Source organism: Fischerella major NIES-592 (genome assembly GCF_001904645.1).
GTDB classification, from domain to species: Bacteria; Cyanobacteriota; Cyanobacteriia; order Cyanobacteriales; family Nostocaceae; genus Fischerella; species Fischerella thermalis.
The window spans coordinates 376,596-399,290 of the sequence record NZ_MRCA01000002.1; the positions used below are offsets into that span (position 1 = coordinate 376,596).

At 39.9% G+C, this 22,695-nt stretch carries 21 protein-coding genes; 16 read left to right on the forward strand and 5 right to left on the reverse strand.

The window, feature by feature from the left end; translation table 11 throughout:
* Positions 1–5 precede the first annotated feature (5 nt).
* The 8 genes from purB to NIES592_RS05615 all read left to right on the forward strand — a co-directional run bounded on the left by purB (position 6) and on the right by NIES592_RS05615 (position 11,103).
* Positions 6–1,301: an adenylosuccinate lyase gene (gene purB / locus NIES592_RS05580; protein ID WP_073555149.1), complete on the forward strand. Its 1,296-nt coding sequence runs from the start codon at positions 6–8 to the stop codon at positions 1,299–1,301.
* Positions 1,302–1,525: 224 nt separating this feature from the next.
* Positions 1,526–2,071 (forward strand): DUF4126 domain-containing protein, encoded by a 546-nt coding sequence (locus NIES592_RS05585; protein ID WP_062243368.1) that lies wholly within the window; start codon positions 1,526–1,528, stop codon positions 2,069–2,071.
* Between the two features lie 456 nt (positions 2,072–2,527).
* On the forward strand, positions 2,528–3,367 hold the full coding sequence (locus tag NIES592_RS05590; RefSeq protein WP_073555150.1) for an alpha/beta fold hydrolase: 840 nt from the start codon (positions 2,528–2,530) through the stop codon (positions 3,365–3,367).
* Between the two features lie 439 nt (positions 3,368–3,806).
* Positions 3,807–4,424, forward strand: a complete 618-nt coding sequence (locus NIES592_RS05595; protein ID WP_073555151.1) for a class I SAM-dependent methyltransferase — start codon at positions 3,807–3,809, stop codon at positions 4,422–4,424.
* Positions 4,425–4,724: 300 nt separating this feature from the next.
* Positions 4,725–6,296, forward strand: a complete 1,572-nt coding sequence (locus NIES592_RS05600; RefSeq protein WP_073555152.1) for a hypothetical protein — start codon at positions 4,725–4,727, stop codon at positions 6,294–6,296.
* 4 nt (positions 6,297–6,300) lie between these two features.
* Complete coding sequence (locus NIES592_RS05605) at positions 6,301–7,539, forward strand: DUF1822 family protein (protein WP_073555153.1); 1,239 nt, start codon at positions 6,301–6,303, stop codon at positions 7,537–7,539.
* 5 nt (positions 7,540–7,544) lie between these two features.
* Positions 7,545–9,887, forward strand: coding sequence for a CHASE2 domain-containing protein (locus tag NIES592_RS05610; protein ID WP_073555154.1), 2,343 nt, complete (start codon positions 7,545–7,547; stop codon positions 9,885–9,887).
* A 451-nt stretch (positions 9,888–10,338) separates the two neighbouring features.
* On the forward strand, positions 10,339–11,103 hold the full coding sequence (locus NIES592_RS05615; protein WP_231936340.1) for a DUF928 domain-containing protein: 765 nt from the start codon (positions 10,339–10,341) through the stop codon (positions 11,101–11,103).
* 138 nt (positions 11,104–11,241) lie between these two features.
* Here NIES592_RS05615 and NIES592_RS05620 read toward each other — a convergent pair whose 3' ends face one another.
* On the reverse strand, positions 11,242–11,865 hold the full coding sequence (locus NIES592_RS05620) for a class I SAM-dependent methyltransferase (protein ID WP_073555155.1): 624 nt from the start codon (positions 11,863–11,865) through the stop codon (positions 11,242–11,244).
* Between the two features lie 94 nt (positions 11,866–11,959).
* Between NIES592_RS05620 and hemH the strand changes: the two genes are divergently transcribed.
* Positions 11,960–13,123: a ferrochelatase gene (gene hemH / locus NIES592_RS05625; RefSeq protein WP_073555156.1), complete on the forward strand. Its 1,164-nt coding sequence runs from the start codon at positions 11,960–11,962 to the stop codon at positions 13,121–13,123.
* A 153-nt stretch (positions 13,124–13,276) separates the two neighbouring features.
* On the opposite strand, the gene hpsU is transcribed toward hemH, so the two are convergent.
* The 4 genes from hpsU to NIES592_RS05645 form a co-directional block, all read right to left on the reverse strand.
* Entirely contained in the window at positions 13,277–13,879 is a 603-nt protein-coding gene (gene hpsU, locus NIES592_RS05630) for a hormogonium polysaccharide biosynthesis acetyltransferase HpsU (RefSeq protein WP_009456644.1), read from the reverse strand.
* 148 nt (positions 13,880–14,027) lie between these two features.
* Positions 14,028–14,969 carry a glycosyltransferase family 2 protein gene (locus tag NIES592_RS05635; protein WP_062243396.1) on the reverse strand — a complete coding sequence of 314 codons (942 nt, stop codon included), beginning with the start codon at positions 14,967–14,969 and terminating at the stop codon, positions 14,028–14,030.
* A gap of 133 nt (positions 14,970–15,102) precedes the next feature.
* Positions 15,103–16,038: a glycosyltransferase family 2 protein gene (locus NIES592_RS05640; protein WP_073555157.1), complete on the reverse strand. Its 936-nt coding sequence runs from the start codon at positions 16,036–16,038 to the stop codon at positions 15,103–15,105.
* Between the two features lie 286 nt (positions 16,039–16,324).
* Positions 16,325–17,092: a hypothetical protein gene (locus tag NIES592_RS05645; RefSeq protein WP_062243401.1), complete on the reverse strand. Its 768-nt coding sequence runs from the start codon at positions 17,090–17,092 to the stop codon at positions 16,325–16,327.
* A 383-nt stretch (positions 17,093–17,475) separates the two neighbouring features.
* On the opposite strand from NIES592_RS05645, the gene cobU reads away from it, so the two are divergent.
* The 7 genes from cobU to NIES592_RS05680 all read left to right on the forward strand — a co-directional run bounded on the left by cobU (position 17,476) and on the right by NIES592_RS05680 (position 22,637).
* Positions 17,476–18,027, forward strand: coding sequence for a bifunctional adenosylcobinamide kinase/adenosylcobinamide-phosphate guanylyltransferase (gene cobU / locus NIES592_RS05650; protein ID WP_073555158.1), 552 nt, complete (start codon positions 17,476–17,478; stop codon positions 18,025–18,027).
* A 276-nt stretch (positions 18,028–18,303) separates the two neighbouring features.
* Positions 18,304–18,744 carry a hypothetical protein gene (locus NIES592_RS05655; RefSeq protein ID WP_062243410.1) on the forward strand — a complete coding sequence of 147 codons (441 nt, stop codon included), beginning with the start codon at positions 18,304–18,306 and terminating at the stop codon, positions 18,742–18,744.
* Between the two features lie 305 nt (positions 18,745–19,049).
* Entirely contained in the window at positions 19,050–19,301 is a 252-nt protein-coding gene (locus NIES592_RS05660) for a CTB family bacteriocin (RefSeq protein ID WP_062243413.1), read from the forward strand.
* A gap of 42 nt (positions 19,302–19,343) precedes the next feature.
* Positions 19,344–19,598 carry a CTB family bacteriocin gene (locus tag NIES592_RS05665; RefSeq protein WP_062243416.1) on the forward strand — a complete coding sequence of 85 codons (255 nt, stop codon included), beginning with the start codon at positions 19,344–19,346 and terminating at the stop codon, positions 19,596–19,598.
* An 80-nt stretch (positions 19,599–19,678) separates the two neighbouring features.
* Positions 19,679–19,927: a CTB family bacteriocin gene (locus NIES592_RS05670; protein WP_062243418.1), complete on the forward strand. Its 249-nt coding sequence runs from the start codon at positions 19,679–19,681 to the stop codon at positions 19,925–19,927.
* Between the two features lie 181 nt (positions 19,928–20,108).
* Positions 20,109–20,420 (forward strand): hypothetical protein, encoded by a 312-nt coding sequence (locus NIES592_RS05675; protein ID WP_073555159.1) that lies wholly within the window; start codon positions 20,109–20,111, stop codon positions 20,418–20,420.
* A 66-nt stretch (positions 20,421–20,486) separates the two neighbouring features.
* A complete protein-coding gene (locus NIES592_RS05680; RefSeq protein ID WP_073555160.1) occupies positions 20,487–22,637 on the forward strand; it encodes a peptidase domain-containing ABC transporter in 2,151 nt (716 codons plus the stop codon).
* Positions 22,638–22,695 lie beyond the last annotated feature (58 nt).

Here is a 22,695-nt window from a genome sequence, read left to right on the forward strand (position 1 = left end):
GGACTGTGATTGAGCGTTATACCTTGCCTGAGATGGGCAATTTATGGACAGATGCATATAAGTTTAAAACCTGGTTGCAAGTAGAAATCGCTGTTTGTGAGGCACAGGCGGAATTAGGTTATATTCCAGCCGAGGCGGTTGCAGAAATTAAAGCCAAGGCGAATTTCGACCCCAAACGAGTGTTAGAAATTGAAGCAGAAGTCCGTCACGATGTCATTGCTTTTTTGACAAATGTCAATGAATATGTGGGTGATGCTGGACGATACATTCACTTGGGTTTAACTAGTTCTGATGTGTTGGATACAGCTTTAGCATTGCAACTTGTTGCTAGTCTGGATTTATTATTGCAACATGTGCAAGCATTAATTGATGTGATTCGTCAGAAGGCGAAAGAACATCGCTACACGGTGATGATCGGACGTTCTCATGGTATTCATGCCGAACCCATCACCTTTGGTTTTAAACTCGCTGGGTGGCTAGCAGAGGTATTGCGCCATCAAGAACGTCTGCAAATTCTCCGGAAAACCATCGCTGTGGGCAAAATTTCCGGTGCAGTGGGAACCTATGCCAATATCGAGCCACGGGTAGAAGCGATCGCCTGCCAAAAACTCGGACTCCAAAGAGATGCAGCGTCGACACAGGTAATCTCACGCGATCGCCACGCCGACTTCGTGCAACAATTAGCTTTACTTGCAGCTTCCATCGAACGTTTTGCAGTGGAAATTCGCAACCTCCAAAAAACTGATGTTTTGGAAGTCGAAGAATTCTTTGCTAAAGGACAAAAAGGTTCTTCTGCCATGCCTCACAAGCGCAACCCCATCCGTTCCGAACGCCTCACAGGCATGGCTAGAATCATTAGAAGTCATGCTGTCGCAGCTTTAGAAAATGTTGCCCTTTGGCATGAACGGGATATTTCCCACAGTTCTGTCGAACGAGTAATTTTGCCAGACGCTTGCATTTTGACGCATTTTATGCTTGTGGAGACAACCGACTTGGTAAAAAACCTACTGGTGTATCCAGAGAATATGGCGCGGAATATGAATGTTTATGGCGGCGTTGTCTTTAGCCAAAGAGTTTTACTCACCTTAGTAGAAAAGGGAATCAGTCGCGAAGAAGCCTATAAAATTGTCCAAGAAAATGCTCATACTGCTTGGAACAAACCGGAAGGCAATTTCCGTGACTTGATTAGCAAAGATCCCCGTGTCACCGCCAAATTGTCACCAGCAGAAATTGCAGCATGTTTTGATCCACAACACCACTTGCAGCATTTAGAGCAAATCTATCAACGGTTGGGAATTTAGTTGTTTGTTGGTTGTTGGTTGTTGATTGTTCCAAACAACAAACAACTAACAACTAGCAACAACCACTACCCAAAATATACGGAAGTAGTATACAACATTAATATATCCAGATACTGATAAACTTCAGTACTCTAATACCTAAGCTATTTAATCTGTGAAAAAATCACATCACAGGGAAGTGTAAATAGCTACTGTTTGCTTCTGCATTTGTGATTTTGAGCCTTATGATTGAACTCCTAGCCGCACTTTCTGCCTCAGCCGCAGCAGGAATGAGAACTGCCTTACCCTTGCTGTTTATTGGACTATTACAAGGTCGGCTTCTTTGGTCACAAGTACCAATCTTATCTCACATTTCTTCACCTGTCTTGCTAGGCATTCTCACAAGTTGGTCATTTGTCGAACTACTTGCTTCTAAAAAACTGATGGGACAACGAGTGCTGCAAGTGGTGCAGCTTGTCTTGTCTCCACTTGTAGGAGCAATCATGGGGTTAGCAGTAGCTTCAGCCACAGCACCTGCCAACTGGCTGATTGCTCTGATTGGAGGTACATTTGCCTTGGTACTCCAGCTAACTCAAGTCGGCTGGTTCTTTCGTTTGCGCGGCATACCCCTGTGGGCAGTCTTCATTCAAGATTTATTGTGTATTGTCCTGGTATTTTTTGCCCTTGGCGCTCCCCGACAAGGAGGATTAATTGCTCTGGTCTTGCTTTGGTTTGCCCTTCGTAGTGGTCAATATTGGTATCGGCGATATTGGCAAAACCTTAAACAGTAACACCGAGATAATTAAGAGCTTTAATTTGGTTTGTTATTATGGTGCTTCTCGTTTAGATGAAGTAATACCGTAAAAGCATAGACCCGGAGCGGCTTCAAAAGAGATGATCTTGTAACGAAAAGTAAAGTTGACTAAACACCTCTTTATTTGTACCATCTGCCTCCTGCCTTTTCATAACGACAATTTTTAACGCTACTTCTGCGTAATTTACTCTTAAAAACTTGTAATAATTTCTGCAACGGATGTAGATGCACAAACACAAGCTTCGTAATATTTCTCTGTAATTTTATCGCCCCAATTTCTGTAATCTAAAGATGGGTTTTTGATATTAAACTTAAGTTTATTGTTCTACGATTGCTTAACAAAAGCGCTTCGTTGTGGAGCGCTCTTTTTTTTGGTCAAAGGTTCAGTACTATAAAAACCGCAAGTAATTTCTTCATAAGTAATTTTGCAATCATGCCCGTACGTCAAACTTTAGCAAAGACTGATATTCAACTTTCTTATTTGGAGTGGAACCAAAATCCAGGTCAAGAAAATTTATTGCTACTGCATGGTTTAGCTGACCATGCCCTAGTTTGGTCTAGTTTGGGAGATTATCTAGCGCCACACTACCACATAGTTGCCCCTGATTTACGCGGTCATGGCGAAAGTAGTAAGCCAGAGAAAGACTATAGCTTTGAGAGTGCGATCGCAGACCTAGAAGCATTGATGAATAAATTAGGATGGACAAGCACTCATATCGTCGCCCACTCTTGGAGTGGTAAATTAGCTTGCATCTGGGCCAGACAAAATCCACAAAGATTGCGGAGTATGATTCTAGTCGACCCGATTTTTATCTGGCAAATGCCCAGTTTCTTGAAGGTGACATTTCCCATGTTGTATCGCTTCTTGTCATTTCTCAAAGCAATGGGCCCATTCCCCACTTACGAAGCAGCCGAAAAACAAGCCCGTCAGTTGAATCAATATCAAGGCTGGAGTCCCTTACAACAAAAAGTTTTTCAAGCAGGTATAGAACAAAAACCTGATGGTAGCTGGGGTAGCAAATTTACAATAGCTGCACGCGATCGCATTTTTGAGGAAGTAATGCAGGTTCCTGGTTTAACAGTTCCAATTCACACTCCCGCCTTATTTGTCCAGCCAAAAAAAGGTCTTAACCGCCAAGAATGGCAACTGAAGCCTTACAAAAAATACCTCAAAAACCTACAACTGTGCCAAGTTCCTGGTAATCATTGGCCATTTTTGACCCAACCTGAAGCCTTTAACCAAACTGTAAAAGCTTTTTTGCAAGAAAATTAAACTCTTTAACCCAAAAGCATACAAATAACCTATCTGTGTTTATCTGTGTGCATCGGTGATCGATTTCTAAAATACGATTTACGTAAGACGGTGAATTGAAGCAGCAATATAAGGTTTTTTGGCAATTGCTTAGTTGATTTTGATTGACGAACATTCATGGAATACAGGATACACACCGATAATCTATCTGTGTTCCATGAATGTTCCATGAGTGTACCCTACGAGAAGCCACTGTTGGGGACGTCTACGATTTGAAAAAAATATGATATTTTGTACTGGCGCGATCGCGCTACTCATGTCTCACCCTCACTGCTGGATTTAATTGATTGGTTGATGGCGCGGGATGTAGCCCAGCGTCCTGCTAACACCCAAGAAATTTTACAACGTTAAATATTGCTACGATAAGTACGTAAAATAGTATCTCTATAACTAGGAAAAAATGGGCTTTTACTCACAAAAAATCCTTCCCTATCTGATTGATTGGTCGCTATCAGATCCTAGTCTGGCTAAATATCGTCAAGAGGTTTTGGCAAATGTAGAAGGAGAAGTTCTCGAAATTGGTTTTGGTAGCGGAGTAAATCTTTCCTACTATCCAGAACATATTCACAAAATTATCACAGTTGACGTCAACCCAGGCATTCATGCACTAGCCCAAAAACGTATTCAGGCATCTTCAATTACAGTAGACCATCACATTTTAAGTGGTGAAAACCTGCCAATGGCAGATCATGCATTTAACAGCGTAGTCAGCACTTGGACTTTATGTAGTATTGAGAATGTTGAACAAGCTCTCAAAGAAATCTATCGGGTGCTAAAACCGGGAGGAAGATTTTTTTTCATTGAACATGGGCTAAGCAATGAACCTAATGTCCAAGTCTGGCAAAATCGATTGACCCCATTACAAAAAATAATTGCAGGCGGTTGTCATCTGAATCGAAATATCCGACAAATTTTGGAGAATCAGTTCGATAAAGTGAGCTTGGAAGAGTTTTATACCAAAAAAACGCCCAAAATCATCGGATATCTTTACAAAGGAATCGCAACTAAAGCTAGGTAATTTAACATAGTCGTAAAATCTTCCTCCCCAGGACAGTAATTAACGGGAAGTGAATAAATTATATAGATGGGATTGGCAGTTTTGCTCAGCTTAGGGATTGAGGCGATCGCTAATTCGACAGATCAAAATCATTTTAATAACACCTCAGCCGAAATTTTCATAAAATTTAGGTCTTTTTGTGCCATTTCCTGCATAATCCTGTGTTTGCAATTCCCATACATAAATAGCAAGAACCCTCAGATTCACAGAGTCAGGTTGACTCATTAATAGTTGACCGAAGCAAAAACCAGAGGACACTTCATGAAAAAACGTGAAGATATCATTGAAAAGTTCTCAACGTTTCTCAGTTTTGGCAACTCCAGTAGTGATCTAAATCCTATTTGGCAAACAGACCCAGACCTAGAACGTTGTATAAAAAGTTTAGTGGAGTCAGAACCAGACGCAAATGAAGAATTTTGGGCGCAGTACTTTCTGAAAGTTTTAAGGAAGGCGTCAACAGAAGAAGATACGGAGACAAAAGGAAACGGGGACGCGGTGAATATTGATGGACTCTCCGCGTCAACCCGTCTCCCCTTCACCACGTCTTCTTTTATAGCTGGAAGACATATGTCTGCATATTTGCAAGAAGCTTGCTTATGGGCTTCTCAAAAAGCTTATCAAAGATTTAAATATCTCCGGCATAAATATCCATTGGAAGAATATTTTCAAATCGCCAATGCAGCTGCTAATCCACCAGGTAAACTCCTGAAAAATTTTAATGTTGAATATCCCCTGACTAATATCGAAGGATATGCTAAAACAGCAATCATAAGGTTAATTAGCAATACAATTTATCAGCATGATATAGAAGCAAAGAGAGGAAAATTTTCTGATTATGGTTTACTCAAAGATTTAAACGCTAAAGAATTACGGGAAGCATTGCTCTCTAAAGGGATAAATCACAAAAAGCTTAATTCTTACTGCTTAGTTTGGCGATGTTTAGATAAAATCTATCAACCAACACGCTCTCAAGGAAGTCGTAGTTTGGAACCTCCCAATCAACAGCATCTCCAAGAAATTGCCCATTGTTATAACCAGCAAATAAACAAACTAGATTTTCCCACAGCACCAGTTTCCAGCGAGAAAGTTCAATTTATGCTATCAACCTGTGTGCGGGCAGCTCGTGATTATCGTACCAAACGTTTTTTATCCTTAGAAGAATATGACAATATTTTTGACCCCACACTAACACCTTGGGATAATCTCATACAAGAAGAAGCATGGAAACAAGTTAACTCAATTATCTCCAATTTATTTGCTTCCATACCAGAAACTGGTCAAATAATCTTAAAACTTTGGCAAGGGCTAAGCTTGACTCAAACTGAAATAGCAACAATTTTAAGAGCTACTTATCCAGACTTACAAAAACAATATCAAGTAGCCCGTCAATTATCAAGATATAACCAAAGTATATTAAAAGATTTAGTAAAGGAATTAAAGAAAGTTCATCCCGATGTTTGTTTTCACAATGAAAAAGATATTGAAAATATTAAAGATGCCATGAATGAATGTATTAGATCGCATTGTCAAAAACTATTATATTCAACATTAGATAGAATTGGAGAAAAATCTCCAGAACAAGATAAATTGTTGGCTGTTTTCCATGAAATTCAAATTTTAGGACAACAAAACTATCAGCAGATTAGTATTTTCTTATCGGAAGCATCAAGTCTATTATCACAGGTGAAACAAAACCTAATTATATCTTTCAAAAACGAATTAGAAAAGAACATGAATTTAGAACAAAATTCTCTCGAAATAGTCAATCAAAAAATAGCTGAATTCATTGAAGAATGGTTGAAAAGCAAATTGTATTTTGCCAAACAGGGATAAAAATATGAAATCGGAAATGAATGATTTAATGGTGCTTTACCCAGATAAGTTATGGTTAGATTTATCAGATCAAGAACAACAAACTGCATGGCAAATATCTGCTCAAAATCATTACTCTAACCCTACTACCCGTTGGAATGCCTATCTCAATTGTTTATGTTTGAATGCTTTTTTAGATTGGTTGAAAGAAGAACCTGATTTAGGTGAAACTCCCAAGGTTTGGCCAAGTGATCATCAGTTACCTAGTTTTTGGGAATTTGTGAATGGTACTTGTTTAACTGTAGGTGAACTGCGGCTAGTGCTAATTCCTAGCGATAAAAGTAATCTGACAGAATTTCGCATACCCCAAGAATGGGTTGATATTCCCAACTGGGCGGCTGATTATTATCTAGCTGTGCAGATTAACTTAGAAGAAAACTGGATAGGAGTCTGGGGATACACAACCCACCAACAAATTCGAGAAAAAGCTAAATATGACTTGATGGATCGAACTTACTTGTTAGATGAAGAAGATTTAATTGCAGATATAAATGTAATGTGGGTGGCACGGGAAGTATGTTCTGTGCAAAAACCAGAGCTAAAAATGTTGCCAGAATTGTCAAGTGTACAAATCGAGAAACTACTCAAGCAACTGGATCACTGGACTCCTGATTTGCCCGAGAATGTGAGTGGGCAAGAATGGATGGCATTACTGGCACTAGATCAAGGTAGACAGGATTTATACCAGAAAAGGCTTGCAAAACATAAAGGTAATTTAGTTGCATACAGCCAACCCTTGGTAAATAACTTGAGTAAATGGTTTCAAAATGTCTTTGAAGGAGGTTGGCACTCTTTTGACACCCTCGTTAGTTCACAACAAAATACTTTAGCTGTGCAGTTCCGCAGTGATGCAACCTTGAATGAAGTTCGTGTCAAGGGAGCTAAGTTGATTGATTTAGGAATGCAACTCAGGAATACTGCTGTGGTGCTGCTGATTGGTTTGACATCAGAGATAGATGAGAAAGTCAGTATCCGTGTCCAATTACATCCAGCCAATGAAGAAGTGTATCTACCACCTGATTTGAAGTTACTTTTACTTTCGGGGTCGGGAAACATTCTTCAGGAAGTACAATCTAGAAGTCACGACAATTTCATTCAACTCAAAAAATTTAAATCTCCCCCAGGCAAAAATTTTAGTTTACAAGTAACCTTAGGTGATATCAGTATTAAAGAAGATTTTATGCTTGAGAAGCTTGTTGGCTAACAGCCATGAGTAAATTAGTTGTATTGAACCTGGGAAAGGGTAATTTAAAGCAAGGCTTTCCCTCTGTTACTGCTGCACTCTGGGAAGAAGGTAATCCCATCGCCATGCAATTTACGGGTAGCCTACCACCCGCACCAGAAATTTGGTCACTTTACAAACGCTGGCAACTGCTTTATCAATTACTCTATGAAGCTCTTTACCCTAGCTTGGATTGGCGCAGTTACACAGATGATTTAGAGGATACAGATATCGAAATAGATGAAGATGATGTCACGAATGTTTCCTCTGTTGATTTTAGTAATTTATGCGATGATTTACACAAACAAATTAATTCCTGGCTGAAATCTGAGCAATTTCGTCACATTGACCAAAAATTACGCACCAAATTAAATCCTGATGATGAAATCCGGGTAATTCTGGCAACAGAAGATCACCAGGTGAGACGTTTACCTTGGCATCTGTGGGATTTTTTTGAAGACTACCAAAAGGCAGTGGCATGTTCAAGTGTTTTAGAGGTTGAGCAAGTTAAGCCCTTACGTAAAAATCCTGGGCGAAAAATTAGGATTCTCGCTGTTCTGGGTAATAGTCAGGGAATTGATGTCCAGCAAGATCGGGCGATTCTAGAACAGTTACCAGGTGCGGAAATTATTTTTTTGGTCGAACCACAACGGCAAGAGTTGGATCGCTGGCTTTGGGATAGACGAGGCTGGGATATGCTATTTTTTGCAGGTCATGGTTCCACTGGTGCTGAAGGAGAAACTGGTCAGATTCATATCAATCAAACAGAGACGTTGACGATCGCTCAATTAAAAAATGCTCTCAAAGCAGCGATCGCACGCGGTCTGAATTTAGTCATTTTTAACTCCTGCGAAGGTTTGGAATTAGCGCGGGAATTAGGTTCTCTGCATATTCCCCAAATGATTGTCATGCGCGAACCAGTCCCCGATTTTGTCGCCCAAGAATTTTTAAAGCACTTTCTCGAAGCTTTTGCTCATGGAGAATCTTTTTATTTGGCGCTGCGAGAAGCACAGAATAAATTACAAGGTTTGGAAAATCAATTCCCCTGTGCCAGCTGGTTACCGATGATTTGCCAAAATCCAGCAGCAGAACCGTTAGTTTGGCCACAACAACACCTAAGCAACCGCCCCCCGATTTTACCTCCCCGACGCATTCTCCCCATCATCTTCAAAGCAAGCGTGGTAATCACTGCTCTTACTGTTGGCATTAGATCACTAGGAATGTTGCAGTCGTGGGAACTAGCAGCTTTTGATTTATTGATGCGATCGCGCCCTTCTGAAGACCCCGATCCTCGGATACTGGTAGTAACAGTCACAGAAGCTGATGTGAGCGCCCAACCCGCCACAGAAAGAGCAGGAGCATCGCTATCAGACAAAGCCTTGGCTGAAGTTGTGAAAAAACTGGAACAGTTCAACCCCAGCGTTATTGGTTTGGATATCTATCGTGAGAACCCTGTCAAACCAGAATATGCAGATTTAGCCAAGACAATGCAAACAAGCGATCGCTTTATTGCCATATGTAGAGGTGGTGAAAACAAAACTGATTCTGGTGTTCCACCACCCCCAGAAGTTTCTAGTCAACTTCAACGCCAAGGTTTTAGTGATGTCGTTACTGATCCTGATAACGTCATTCGTCGCCAAATCTTGACTATGGCTCCTGCACCTCCCTGTGCGACTGATAAATCTTTGAGTTTTCGCCTTGCGAGTCGTTACTTAAAAAATCATGGTATTCAACCTCAACTAACTCCTGAAAATAATTGGCAGTTCGGCAAAGTTGTGTTTAAAAATATACAACAAAACAGTGGTGCCTACACTGGTATAGATAATCTCGGTCATCAAGTCTTGTTAAATTGGCGCGCAGCCGATTCAGTTGCCCAACAAGTTACTCTCAAAGAAATTTTCAACAATCAACTTACTGCCGATTTAGTACGCGATCGCATAGTTCTCATTGGTACCACTGCCGAAAGTTTTCACGATTACTGGTCTACTCCCTACAGTCATCAAACGCCAGGGGTAGTTGTACAAGCACATATGGTAAGTCAGATCCTCAGTGCTGTCCTGGATGAGCGACCGTTGTTATGGGTTTTACCAAAGTGGTCTGAAATATTGTGGATCTGGAGTTGGTGTGTAGTTGGTGGTGTACTAGCTTGGCAGATGCGATCGCGCTTACGTTTGCTGATTGCTCTAGCAGGTGCGAGCAGCATTTTATATGTGACTTGCTTATACTTAATTATACAAGGAGGCTGGATACCACTGCTTCCCTCAACATTAGTCTTACTAGCTGGTGGAGCAAGCGTAGCAACCCTAACTTCATCTCAAAGTCAAGAGTAAAAATATATTTATTTGTTAAGTAAAATCAAAAAACTATTGTAACCTAGTACACCATTTCATTAATTCGTAGTGGATTAAATTTAGCGAGACTCTGCGTTCCTCTGCGCTAACTCCGCGTGCCTTTGCGTTAAAAAAGTTACTACAATATGTAACTTTGTACCGTGCATAAAAAATTTTTATGTTTTTACATTAGCTCTGAAGTGCATAATCTGATTTTAATTACACCAACAAAGAATAATAGCAAAGATTAACTTAACAGACTTGACTGATGTTCCTGATATGGTCAAACCAAAAAAAATTGCATTCTCTAGGAGAAATTCCAAAAATATGTAGTAACCAATCAAGAAAACAACAGTTTTTTGATTTGATTACTATATGCTCAACCTATGACAATTGATTGTTAAACCCCGTCCTTAAGGACGAGGTCTTAAACATACAAAAACAATGACAAATGAGCAAATCAAAATGTGCATTGACTATAGCTTGTATGTTGCTTGGCTGGGTGAGCTATTTCCTACCAGTAATAGCACAACCCAATCAACCGACTAATAACAATTCTCAGACCACACAAATTCACTTTCAAGACAAAGAACCAGATGGATCAAGCCGAGGTAGGCCTATTAAAAGGAAAGGAACTGGAAGTCGTGGTGACTGTCCGCCTGTAGATGTTTTAACGACTGCATTGATACCGGAAAAAAATGTAGGTTTGACTGTTGATGAATCTCCTAGCTTTTGGTTTTTTGTTCCTTATAAACCAACAGACACACCCATTGGCGAATTTGTATTGCAAGATGAAACAAATAATGACGTTTACAGAACAAATTTTACTCTGCCTAATACGCCAGGTATTGTAAGCTTGAAGTTACCACCCACAGTAGTGTTAGCAGTTAACAAAGACTATCAATGGTACTTCAAACTTTATTGTTCTAAACAACAACTATCTAACCCAATATTTGTACGTGGATGGGTGCAAAGAATACCTCTCAAACCTGAATTAGCAAGTCTTTTGAAATCAGCTACCACACCACGGCAGCGCATCGCTATTTATGCTGAAAAAGGCATTTGGTATTCAGCTTTGTCTGAGCTAGCTGAACTTCGCCTTGCTGAAACAAAAAATCCTATTTTTGCTAATGATTGGGCTAACTTGTTGCAGTATATTGGTTTAGTTGATTTTGCGTCAAAGCCTATTGTGGGAGAAGTAACAGAGGTGAAATAATATCATGTTCGCTGGAATACTTATACTGTCGCGTAGGCTGGTAATAGGTAATGGGTAATTTATTTTCTATTTTCTTCCGTGTCCCCCTTGTCCCCTTGTCTGATCACTAAATCCTATCAGAAAAATAGTGAAACGGTATCATTTTCTCGCCTGTATTACCTGTAAACTTCCACCTGCATACAAACATTGCTTGTCGATACTGAACCCCATCTCCATCAATAACCCAAGTAAATCAGTTTTTAACAACTGCCAAGCAGTCTCGGTTTCAAATAACCATAAAAATAGCCATACAGATGGCAAAAATAAGGGATTATGAGGATTGTGGAAATCAACAAGAGTGAATACTCCACCAGGCTTAAGCACACGATGTACTTCTCTAATAATTTTGCGCAATTGTTCAGGTTGCATTTCGTGTAAGGCAACACTTGTATGCACCAAATCAAATTCATTATCTGCAAAGGGCATTTCTTCAGCAAAAGCTTCTACATATTCTGCTTGGGGAACATTCTGTTTTGCCCTTAGCAGAGATAACGGTGATGCATCTAATCCTGTTACATTTTGTGACAATCTCACTAAAAATTGTGTTGTTTGTCCACTGCCACAACACAAATCAAGAACTTTAGTATCTGAGTGAATTGTTAAGCCTTGGAAAGCCAATTGTCGAAAACGTTGTTCACCACCAACACTGATAGCTGCCAAACGGGATACACCATCGTACAGCCACTGGTAACGATAACTCCAATCTCGTAAAATTGTAGCCACTGTCTCTATCCTTTGTCGTTAACTTATATATTTAATAAAGATATATTGTTAACATTAGTAAAAAAGCTGAAAAGATTGGGGGATTGTTACTGCTATGGGTCGTGTAGGCGTATTACTACTCAATCTCGGTGGCCCGGAGAAATTAGAAGATGTAGGGCCGTTTCTTTTTAATCTGTTTTCTGATCCGGAAATTATTCGCCTACCTTTCCCCTGGCTGCAAAAACCCCTAGCCTGGTTTATTGCTTCACGGCGTACGAAAAAATCTCAAGAGAACTACCGCAAAATTGGTGGTGGTTCCCCACTGCGGCGCATCACCGAAGCTCAAGCAGATGCCCTCAAAGGACAATTGCAAGCCTTAGGGCAAGATGCGAAAATCTACATTGGTATGCGTTACTGGCATCCTTACACCGAAGAAGCGATCGCTCGCATCATCCAAGATGGCATTGAAAAACTGGTGATATTACCTCTTTATCCACAATTTTCTATCAGTACCAGTGGTTCTAGCTTCCGACTTTTAGAAAAACTTTGGCAAGAAGACTCCAGACTCCAGCAGATAGAATACACAGTTATTCCTTCTTGGTACAAACAACCAGGCTATCTCCAGGCAATGGCAGAACTAATAGCCCAGGAAATTGACCAACTACCCAATCCCCATGAAGCTCACGTCTTCTTTAGCGCTCACGGCGTTCCTAAAAGCTATGTAGAAGAAGCAGGGGACCCCTACCAGCAAGAGATTGAGGAATGCACCTATTTAATCATGCGGACACTTGATCGCCCCAATGCGCATACATTAGCTTACCAAAGTCGTGTTGGCCCAGTAGAATGGCTACAGCCTTATACTGAAGATGCTATCCCTGAACTAGCAACAAAAGGTATTAAAGACTTAGTAGTCGTGCCGATCAGTTTTGTTTCCGAACACATTGAAACTCTGGAAGAAATTGATCTTGAGTATCGAGAATTAGCAGAAGAAGCAGGAATTCACAACTTTCGCCGTGTACCTGCTCTCAACACCCATCCAGTATTTATTAAAGCTTTAGCAGACTTAGTTGTTGATGCTCTCACAACGCCCAGTGTCAAGCTCTCGCAAGTCTACCAAATGAAGAAAAAGGTAAAAATTTATCCACCAGAGGCTTGGGAATGGGGTATTACTACGAGTGCAGAAGTCTGGAACGGACGTATTGCCATGCTTGGCTTTATTGCTTTGATGATTGAATTGATTACCGGACGCGGTTTATTGCATATGATCGGGATTTTGTAACTGCCATATGCACTAACACTCATTAATGAGTCCATTGTCATTACCTAACATTTTTCTCATGTTATCCTGCCCAGAACTCAAGTTCTGGGCTAATAGCTTAAGTCCACTTCAAGTGGACTGATATCAAGTCCGGCTAATTACTTACGATAAGGCTTAAAAACATGAGTTGCCTTCTGTCTGTTGGCTTCTTTCTTCTGCCTTCAATCTGGAATATCGAGGACGGCATGGTGTTCCCCAAGATACCTTAGCAGCAGGAATATCAGTAAAAACACTGCTGCGTGCACCAATAACTGCATTTGTGCCAATTGTAACTCCTGCACCAACAAAGCAATCTGCTGCTATCCATACCCCATTGCCAATGCAAATACTCGCTGTTTTCAAGCCAAAGGCTGGATCGTACATATCATGACTACCAGTACACAGATAGCTTTTCTGGGAAATTACGCAATTTTCACCGATATGTATGTCATCCAAACTGTATAAAACTACGTCATCACCAATCCAACTATAGTTACCTATAGTGATTTTCCAAGGGTAAGTGAAGCGAGCAGTAGGTCTAATTATTACTCCTTTACCAACACGAGCGCCAAACAGACGTAATAAAGCACAACGCAGACCATTAAACGGATGAGGAGTTAGAGGAAAAGCGATCGCTTGCACAAACCACCATAAAAGAACATACCAACTTGGACGCCCCCGGTCAAACCAAGATTGGTCATATTTGCGTAAATCTATAAATGCTTGGTCATTAGTCATTTGTCAATGGTCAATGGTCAATGGTCATTAGTTAATTGTTGGTTGTTGATCGTTGGTTGTTGATGGTTGTTATTTACCCCTCACACTCCACCCTACGGGAAGCCGCGCAAAGCGCGTCTACATACTCCCTCTACTCCCCATCTCCCCATCAAACAACTGTCTGTCTCACTTTCTGAGGGAGAGCAGTTGTTGTCACAGAAGTAGACTTGGTGTTAAGTTTGCCGCCACAGTGGCGTAATTCGTAGAGTTTAACCCCAATTTGATATTCATATTGGCTCAGCAGCTTTGCATAAATGTATCCAGCTCTACCATCCAAAAAACCACGCTGGATCCAATAGAACAACACAAACCGTAAAAAAGGTTTAAATGGCAGTCGCACCCAAATTTTTTTCAAAAAGCGTTTACGCTGCACAGCATCACCAAATAATTTAGCGCCAATAGTACCGTTGTCGTGATTACCTGTAAGCAAATTATAGTAAACACGGGCTTCCCAATTAGAATAGCGATTATGTCGTTCTAACCAATGAAAAAGGTCACGAAAATCCTCGTGAATCATATCATTTTGCAGATATCCTGCTTTTCCATCTAGGATGACGTGTTCGTGAACTTCGTTATCACCTGTATTCGGAATATCTTCTGTATTAAGATTTTCGTAACGCCCTTTTTTATGCTTAAATAAACGCAAGTTCCAATCCGGATATTTACCACCGTGGCGAATCCATTTACCTAAGAAAAATACACGGCGATTGAGGTAGTAGCCATTATATTCAGGATTTTGAATTGCTTGGGCAATTTCTTCCCATAACTCAGGGGTGATGCGCTCATCACAGTCCACAATTAAAACCCATTCATTCCGAAAATTGAGGTTTTCTAAAGACCAATTTTTCTTTTTAGGCCAGCGTCCATTGAAATGAAACTGCACGACACTTGCACCATAACTTTTAGCAATTTCGGCGCTTTGATCACTACTTTGTGAATCTACTATAAAAACTTCGTCTGCTCTTTGTACACTAGCAAGGCAAGCTGGCAAATTTGCTTCTTCGTTTTTAGCTGGAATTAGTACAGAAACTGGTATTTTAGAAAATGACATAATATTTTGTTAGTGGTTAGTAGTTAGTAGTTAGTATTTAGTGGTTGGTCGTTGGTTGGTTGTTGGTTGGATTGCACAAATGTAGATCTGTACACTAGTTAATAGCTAATGACAATTGACAATTAACAATTGACTATTGACTATTGACTCTTTTTGCTAACAATCCTGCAATGGCAGCATTTAAGTAACCAATCTGACCATAGGCATAGACAAGTTTGTCAAATCGTTCTGCGGGGTCAGCAAAATATTTAACTGCTGTGTACAAACCACGCAAAAAACGCTCACTACCGCGTTTTAGCTGGCTAAAACCTGCTGTTCCTGCTAGTTGTTCCTGATAACACTCACTAATACCCTGCCACCAACCCCGATTTAAAAACCAAGAACGTTTAATACGTTCGGGGGAAACATTATGAAACACGTGGGCTTCGGGTAGATACATGACTTGCCAACCTGCTTGGAGGGCAAGTTCAGTTATTTGCAGTTCTTCGTTAGATAATAATTTTTTACCTATGCGACCAAGTTGAGGATCAAAGCCTCCAATTTCTTCGAGAAAAGCGCGGCGTATGGAGTAATTTAAACCTCTAGGAGTTAAACCAGGCTTGTCTATGGAGACTATGTTCTCACCCAGGTCATATGCCCCTAAATTAGCAGCTAGTCCTGGAGAAAGCCATAGTGGTGATTGCATTCCCTCAGGCCATAACAAGCTGACTTTGCCACCAGCGATCGCTAATTTTGGGTTATTTTTATAAGCGTTATATAAAACTTGCAGCCAGCCACGGCTAGCGACGGCATCATCATCAAGATATGCCAGGATTTCACTGCTTGCAACTTGAGCGCCTGTATTCCGGGCTACAGATAGACCAATAACAGGTTCATAAACATACTTGAGGTAGGGATGATTTGCCCTTTGTTCTACAACAGAACGAGTGCGATCGCTAGAACCATTATCCACCACTATCACTTCAAAGCCAGAAGCAAAATCTTGCGTGAGGAGGCTATCTATAGCAGCGCCTAAATAATTGTCTCGATTGTGAGTACAGATAATGGCAGAGATTAGCGTATCTGGCATAGGGAGTTATTGGTTATTGGTTATTGGTTGTTAGTTGTTGGTTGTTGGTTGTTGGTTGTTGTTTTAATTACAACTAACCACTAACTACTAACCCCTAACTACTAACCATCAGAAAATTCAATCTTGTCTGTTCTGGAGCTAATCTATACCAAATAACCCTGACTCACCAACCGAGTTTTTTCGGAAATCACCCTGATATCTTCACCCAAGATGCTCATAGCTAAATTTGCTATCACCGCAAATTAAAAATTTTGAGGCTTTATTCTGAAATTGCCTGTTACTTGCTTTACTGACATTGAATGTGACCATGTAATACCACGAGTGTCTCAGCCAGTTGTGAGAGACGAGTTTCTAAGTATTGCTTGCGTCCTAACAATTGACGTAACTTTTGGTAACGAGCGATCGCCATACTCACACTAGCAACCTGATCTGGAGGACAGGGACGTGTCCACACTGTACCGGAAGCATCCAAACCACACAAACGGTAGCCACTAGAAGATGATTGATAGGAAATTTTCGATTGTTGGGCGCAAATTTCTTCTACATAATCCATCAAGCGGTTGACTTCTGCATGACGTAGTGTCGCACTTCCTCTTGGTTCGTTGTCTGTGTGCGATTCTAACCAACCATTGACTATTGGTCCTTCTAGATAAACATCTTGTATTTGCCGTACGATTTTTTGCAGTTCCGCTTGCCAACAGGCAACAATTTCCTGGATTTCTTGCAACAGATTCATTGCTAATGCTGGGTTGGCTGCATTGCGATGGTTACTAAAGCTAGGAGTTTTGAATTTGGGTAGGCTTGGTGTTTTGCAACCGTTTTCTTCTACTGGGAATGTCTGTACAGAGGTGTGATGAAACTGAGAGTATTCTTCTGGTTGCTGATCATACTCATCTTCTGATTGAATATCATCATTTTCTGATTTTTCTGTTCCACTAACACTGATCCGAAATGATAAAGGCTGCTTGTTGACTTCTGATGACTCAGTAGTAGTGATGTCGCGATTTCCTAAATCGTGTAGAGTAGCCTCAATACGCTTTAAACCTGCTTTCATAATGGGTATCTCTAACTATTCTGTGACTTGTGATCGTGGATGGTGCTGAATTGATAGTTGGGATTTTTGACTCTTCCCAATAGTTGCATCATATAGATGCTGAGTGTTAATTTTATCTCTTAAAAGTTATTTGGGGTCAACAATCTCATCCCCAAAGTGAAAAATTATGGTAAACAGTTACAACCCCAGCTAATCCAAGATACTAAGGAAATAGCTTGGAGTAAAGCCACCAGGCAGGGACATTGGGGATTTTGCTTCGCGGATCAGGCATGGGATAAGGGTAATATTGATTTCTAAGTTTTGATTCATAATTCCCACTTCCTAATTTCATTTTTACCCCTGTGTTATGAAATTTTTATAATTCTAAGTTGAGCAAGCAAAAAATGAATCAAATCATTCTGGTGACTGGACCTGCACGTTCTGGGAAAAGTGAGTGGGCAGAAGCTTTGGCAATACAATCACACAAATCAGTAGTTTATATAGCAACCGCAACAAACGATTCTGATGATCAAGAATGGCAGCAACGTATTCAACGACACCAACAACGCCGTCCTCAAGATTGGACGACATTGGAAGTACCAATGCAGTTGTCTGCTACTCTTGCCCAAATGCAACCAAATACCTGCGTTTTAGTTGATTCTTTGGGAACTTGGGTAGCAAATCTACTCTCTCAGGAAGAGGCTATGTGGGAAAAAACTATGCAAGAGTTATTGGAGACGGTGCAACTAGTAGCAGCCGATATGATTTTTGTTGCTGAGGAAACAGGATGGGGTATAGTTCCAGCTTATCCGATGGGTCGAACTTTTCGCGATCGCTTGGGTGGATTAGTACGACACTTAGGTTCCATCTGTGAACCTGTTTATTTAATCACTGGTGGTCATGTTCTCAATCTCAGTTTACTTGGTTCCCCGTTGCCTGTGGGGAAGATAGGGTGATGGGGAGTGTGAGGAGTATGAGGAGTGTGAGGAGTATGAGGAGTGTGAGGAGTATGAGGAGTGTGAGGAGTGTCAGGAGTGTGGGGAGTGTGGGGAGTGTGGGGAGTGTGGGGAGTGTGGGGAGTGTGGGNGAGTGTGAGGAGTGTAAGGGTGGGCATTGGAAATTACTAACTACTAACTACTAACTACTAACTACCAACCACCAACAATTGATTATTGACTATTCTTAATTATTTATTCCAAATTTATTATCGAAATTCTAAATAAAATTAGAGTATGGCATCTCAAAATGAAGTTAAAAAATATCTAGCTTACTGGTTTCAGCTAGGCAAAAAAGTAATCATCAGTAATGGTGCAGAAACTTTGTTGCCTAAGCCTGTAATTGCAGGCGATCGCTATAGTGATGAATTTGAAGAATGTTGGCGGAAAATCACCTCTGAAAAAGCAGGTGATTGCTATCTTGAAGGTACAAGTGAAACTATTGCGGAATTGCTAACATCCGATTGGGAAATGTTTGCCTGTTCGCGTTGTACAATGCCCATACCTGTGCGAAGTATGGGTATGCCTGCTGAATCATGTCCATGCAATGATTTATCTGACTGGCCAAATACAGAAGTTCCTCTTCCCAGAGGACCTGTAAACAGTCAAGTACAGCTAAAATTGATTCGCGATCAACTTGTAAAAATGAATGAGCTGTCTCATCATTCTAATAGTTGATTATTGAATAAATTGATTCTGTCTCAAGATTTTTCCAATTAATTTTATATTTTAGATTATTCAGTAGCCCGGTTTTGATATCAAAACCGGGTTTTGGGTTTTATTGCCATGTATTTTTCAGAAATAGCACTCGTATAATCCTGCAATTAATGCTTCTTAAGGTGGTAAATAAGTTTACATAAATTGCAAATGACTTATGTATTAGAAAGGGTATATCGTAATAGGCAAGCAAGAAGTTGAGCTACTCAAGAAACTAATCAACTCCAATTATCACACATAACAACAACAATACAAGCAAGGTAACTATGTCTCACGAAACATTTACATCTAATTTGTTTAGTGAAGTAACCGAAGAACAACAGCAGATGGTTGCTGGTGGTAAGACTATATATGACAGTCTCGGCACCTACTTTAATGCAGATACAACAGCCTTTGTGTTTGCCGCAGCATCCGGTCCTGGTGGTAGTCTTGTGACTCAGGAATTTGCTGAGCAGGAAATTAACACCAGTGCTTACAAAACTTTTGAACTCAATCCCTACTTCTACTATCCATACTAAATAATTGAAAATTTCCGCATTAAAAAGAAAGGGTTTTCAACCATGTCTAACGAAGTTTTTGCATCTAATCTGTTCAGTGAAATCAGTGAAGAACAACAGCAAATGACCGCTGGTGGTAAGAGCATTAATGACTATCTCAACACCTACTTTAATGCAGATACAACAGCATTTGCTTTTGCTGCAGCATCTGGTCCTGGTGGTAGTCTTGTGACTCAGGAATTTGCTGAACAAGAAATTAATACCAGTGCTTACAAGAGTTTCCAACTCAATCCTTACTTCTACTACTACCCATACTAAGTCAGTCGAAAGTTGAGTACCTCATTTGGCTACTCAACTTTCAACATCACAATATAAACCTGAGCAAGGAGTTTTTGATCATGTCTAATGAATTGTTTACTGAAGTGTGCGAAGAACAACAGCAAATCGTTGTTGGAGGTAAAAGCATTTACGATTACATCAACACCAATTACTATCAAGACTTAACTGCTTTTAATTTTGCAGTTGGTTCTGGACCTCAGGGTAGTTTTGTTACGCAAGAATTTGCTAGCCAAACGATTGATACCAGCGCTTATAAGAATTTCTTGCTCAATCCTTATGGCGACTATTATTACGATCTAGATGACTAGCATTTAGATAAAAATATGTGAAATCAATTGATTGTATTCAACTGAATTTCCACGATACCCTTGATGAAGGTCAGCTATCAAGTTCATATATACAACAGATAGCTGACAATTGGTAAATATTAACAATTTTGTTTGGACACTTTTTTAACTGTGTATACGAATAGGATAAAGAGGTAAAACTGTGTCTACAGATGGAAAATTAACTAACTCTCAGCTTTTTGTAGAGTTATCTGAGGAAGAACAAGAAATTACAATTGGAGGGCGTTCATCTTCACTATATGACTTTGTGATCAAAAAGACAAACATTGTTACTTTTGCAAATCATGAAAACAATTTTTCGGATGGTGTACACAACATTTCATCTAGACAACAAACTGGATATTCACTTTCAGAAATTACCTTTGGATTTAATTTTAGTGGAGTCCGTGGACGTAAATATGGTTTGAGCGGCTTGGAAATCTTACGTCGATTAATTTTTTATCTCTTTACTTAATTTTTCAGCAACAAGCAAACAGATTGACTAAACCTTCAGGTTTTCAATCTTTTGGGTGGACTACAGATGAAATACAAGTTTGTTAAACAGCATAGTGAAGAAGACTGTGGAGCCGCTTGTTTAGCTACCATTTCTAAGCATTATGGACGTAATTTTACTCTTAATCACATCCGTGAAATGGTAGGTACTGGACAGTTTGGAACTACTTTATTAGGGTTAAAACGGGGTGCAGAATCACTTGGATTTAATGCTCGTCCAGTTAAAACGTCACCAGAACTTTTAAACCGAATGAAAGAAGCACCTCTACCAGCAATTATTCACTGGCAGGGAAATCATTGGGTTGTTTTATATGGCAAGCAAGGTAAAAAATGTATAATTGCTGATCCGGCGGTAGGTATTCGTTATCTGTCTAAAAAGGATGTAGCAGATAATTGGACAGATTGGTTAATGCTGTTGTTACAGCCAGATCAAACTCGCTTTTTTTCCCAAGAAGACGATAAAGTTAGCGGCTTTTGGCGTTTCTTGCGGCGTGTTTGGACTTTTCGTGGCATACTGGCGCAGGCATTACCTTTAAACTTAATTTTAGGACTGCTATCTTTAGCCTCGCCATTTTTGCTACAAATTCTTACTGATGATGTGTTGGTGAGAGGAGATACAAGGTTGCTCACAACTGTGGCTATTGCTGTAGTTGTGATGCATTTTGTTTCTACTAGTCTTTCATTTGTACAGTCTAATTTAATTGCTCATTTTGCTCAGCGTCTGCAATTAGGTTTAGTGTTGGAATTTGGCCGACAAATTCTGCGCTTACCTCTTTCTTACTACGAAGCTCGTCGCAGTGGAGAAATTGTCAGCCGCTTACGGGATATAAATCAGGTTAATCAGTTAGTTGCTCAAGTTATTGTTGGTTTACCTAGCCAATTTTTTATTGCTCTTATTTCTTTTGGCTTCATGCTGTTTTATAGCTGGAAGTTGACGGCAGTAGCTGTAGTAATTGCTATAGTAATGAGTATTTCTACAGTTATATTTCAGCCTAATTTACGAAATAAAACCCGTGAACTATTAGTTCAAGAAGCAGAAAATCAAGGTGTTTTAGTAGAAACTTTTAAAGGCGCACTTACCTTAAAAACTACTACTGCATCACCACAATTTTGGGATGAATTTCAAAGCCGATTTAGTCGCCTGACAACCCTAACTTTAAATACAATTCAAATTGCGATCGTCAATAGTACATTCTCAGGATTTGTTGCTGCTGTTGGCGGTGTTATTTTGTTGTGGTTTGGTGGGAATTTGGTAATTGAGCCACAGGAAAATCTGAGTATTGGGCAATTATTAGCTTTTAATGCGATGAATGCTAATTTCCTGGGTTTAATTGGTAGTGTGATTGGTTTTGTAGATGAATATACTCGCGCAAAAACTGCTGTTCAACGACTGACGGAAGTTATCGATGCTAGACCAGAAGATGATAAAGATGGTAAAAAGCAATTTGCTAGGATACCTGGAGATGCTGACATTACTTGTACTAATGTCAACTTTCACTATGCAGGTAGGATGGATTTATTAGAAGATTTTTCGTTAACAATTCCAGGTGGTAAAGTAATTGCTTTTATTGGTAAATCTGGTTGTGGTAAAAGTACCCTTGCCAAATTAATTGCAGGCTTATATCCATTACAATCTGGTAATATTCGGATTGGATTATATAACTTAGACGATCTTGCTCTTGATTGTCTACGCCATCAGATAGTTTTAGTTCCCCAAGATGCTCACTTTTGGAGTCGTTCGATTATTGAAAATTTTCGTTTAGGATCACCTCATGTTACTTTTGAGCAAATTGTTAGATGTTGCAAAATAGCAGAAGCCGATGAATTTATTAGCAAACTACCTGATAAATATCAAACTGTTTTAGGTGAATTTGGTGCAAATATTTCTGGTGGTCAACGTCAAAGATTAGCTATAGCACGTGCTATTGTTAACGATCCACCAATCTTAATTTTAGATGAGTCTACAGCAGGGCTGGATCCGGTTAGTGAAGCACAAGTATTAGATAAGTTGCTTCAGCATCGTCGAGGAAAAACAACAATTTTGATTAGCCACCGTCCGCGAGTTATTAGTTGTGCTGATTGGATTGTGTTTTTAGAACAAGGTCGGTTAAAACTACAAGGTTCTGTGGAAGAATTAAGCTCTATAGCTGGTGATCATTTAGATTTTTTAACTCCTTAAATTAGTTGTTGGTTAGTAGTTAGTAGTTAGTAGATAGTGGTTAATCAATAAAAAATGC

Excerpts from the sequence above, each read along its gene's own strand:
- NIES592_RS05610 (WP_073555154.1), top strand. The coding sequence starts at position 7,545 with ATGAGTAAATTAGTTGTATTGAACCTGGGAAAGGGTAATTTAAAGCAA.
- NIES592_RS05660 (WP_062243413.1), top strand. The coding sequence starts at position 19,050 with ATGTCTCACGAAACATTTACATCTAATTTGTTTAGTGAAGTAACCGAA.
- NIES592_RS05655 (WP_062243410.1), top strand. The coding sequence starts at position 18,304 with ATGGCATCTCAAAATGAAGTTAAAAAATATCTAGCTTACTGGTTTCAG.
- NIES592_RS05600 (WP_073555152.1), top strand. The coding sequence starts at position 4,725 with ATGAAAAAACGTGAAGATATCATTGAAAAGTTCTCAACGTTTCTCAGT.
- NIES592_RS05595 (WP_073555151.1), top strand. The coding sequence starts at position 3,807 with ATGGGCTTTTACTCACAAAAAATCCTTCCCTATCTGATTGATTGGTCG.
- NIES592_RS05585 (WP_062243368.1), top strand. The coding sequence starts at position 1,526 with ATGATTGAACTCCTAGCCGCACTTTCTGCCTCAGCCGCAGCAGGAATG.
- NIES592_RS05590 (WP_073555150.1), top strand. The coding sequence starts at position 2,528 with ATGCCCGTACGTCAAACTTTAGCAAAGACTGATATTCAACTTTCTTAT.
- NIES592_RS05680 (WP_073555160.1), top strand. The coding sequence starts at position 20,487 with ATGAAATACAAGTTTGTTAAACAGCATAGTGAAGAAGACTGTGGAGCC.
- NIES592_RS05670 (WP_062243418.1), top strand. The coding sequence starts at position 19,679 with ATGTCTAATGAATTGTTTACTGAAGTGTGCGAAGAACAACAGCAAATC.
- hemH (WP_073555156.1), top strand. The coding sequence starts at position 11,960 with ATGGGTCGTGTAGGCGTATTACTACTCAATCTCGGTGGCCCGGAGAAA.
- NIES592_RS05665 (WP_062243416.1), top strand. The coding sequence starts at position 19,344 with ATGTCTAACGAAGTTTTTGCATCTAATCTGTTCAGTGAAATCAGTGAA.
- NIES592_RS05640 (WP_073555157.1), bottom strand. The coding sequence starts at position 16,038 with ATGCCAGATACGCTAATCTCTGCCATTATCTGTACTCACAATCGAGAC.
- hpsU (WP_009456644.1), bottom strand. The coding sequence starts at position 13,879 with ATGACTAATGACCAAGCATTTATAGATTTACGCAAATATGACCAATCT.
- NIES592_RS05635 (WP_062243396.1), bottom strand. The coding sequence starts at position 14,969 with ATGTCATTTTCTAAAATACCAGTTTCTGTACTAATTCCAGCTAAAAAC.
- cobU (WP_073555158.1), top strand. The coding sequence starts at position 17,476 with ATGAATCAAATCATTCTGGTGACTGGACCTGCACGTTCTGGGAAAAGT.
- NIES592_RS05605 (WP_073555153.1), top strand. The coding sequence starts at position 6,301 with ATGAAATCGGAAATGAATGATTTAATGGTGCTTTACCCAGATAAGTTA.
- NIES592_RS05645 (WP_062243401.1), bottom strand. The coding sequence starts at position 17,092 with ATGAAAGCAGGTTTAAAGCGTATTGAGGCTACTCTACACGATTTAGGA.
- NIES592_RS05615 (WP_231936340.1), top strand. The coding sequence starts at position 10,339 with ATGAGCAAATCAAAATGTGCATTGACTATAGCTTGTATGTTGCTTGGC.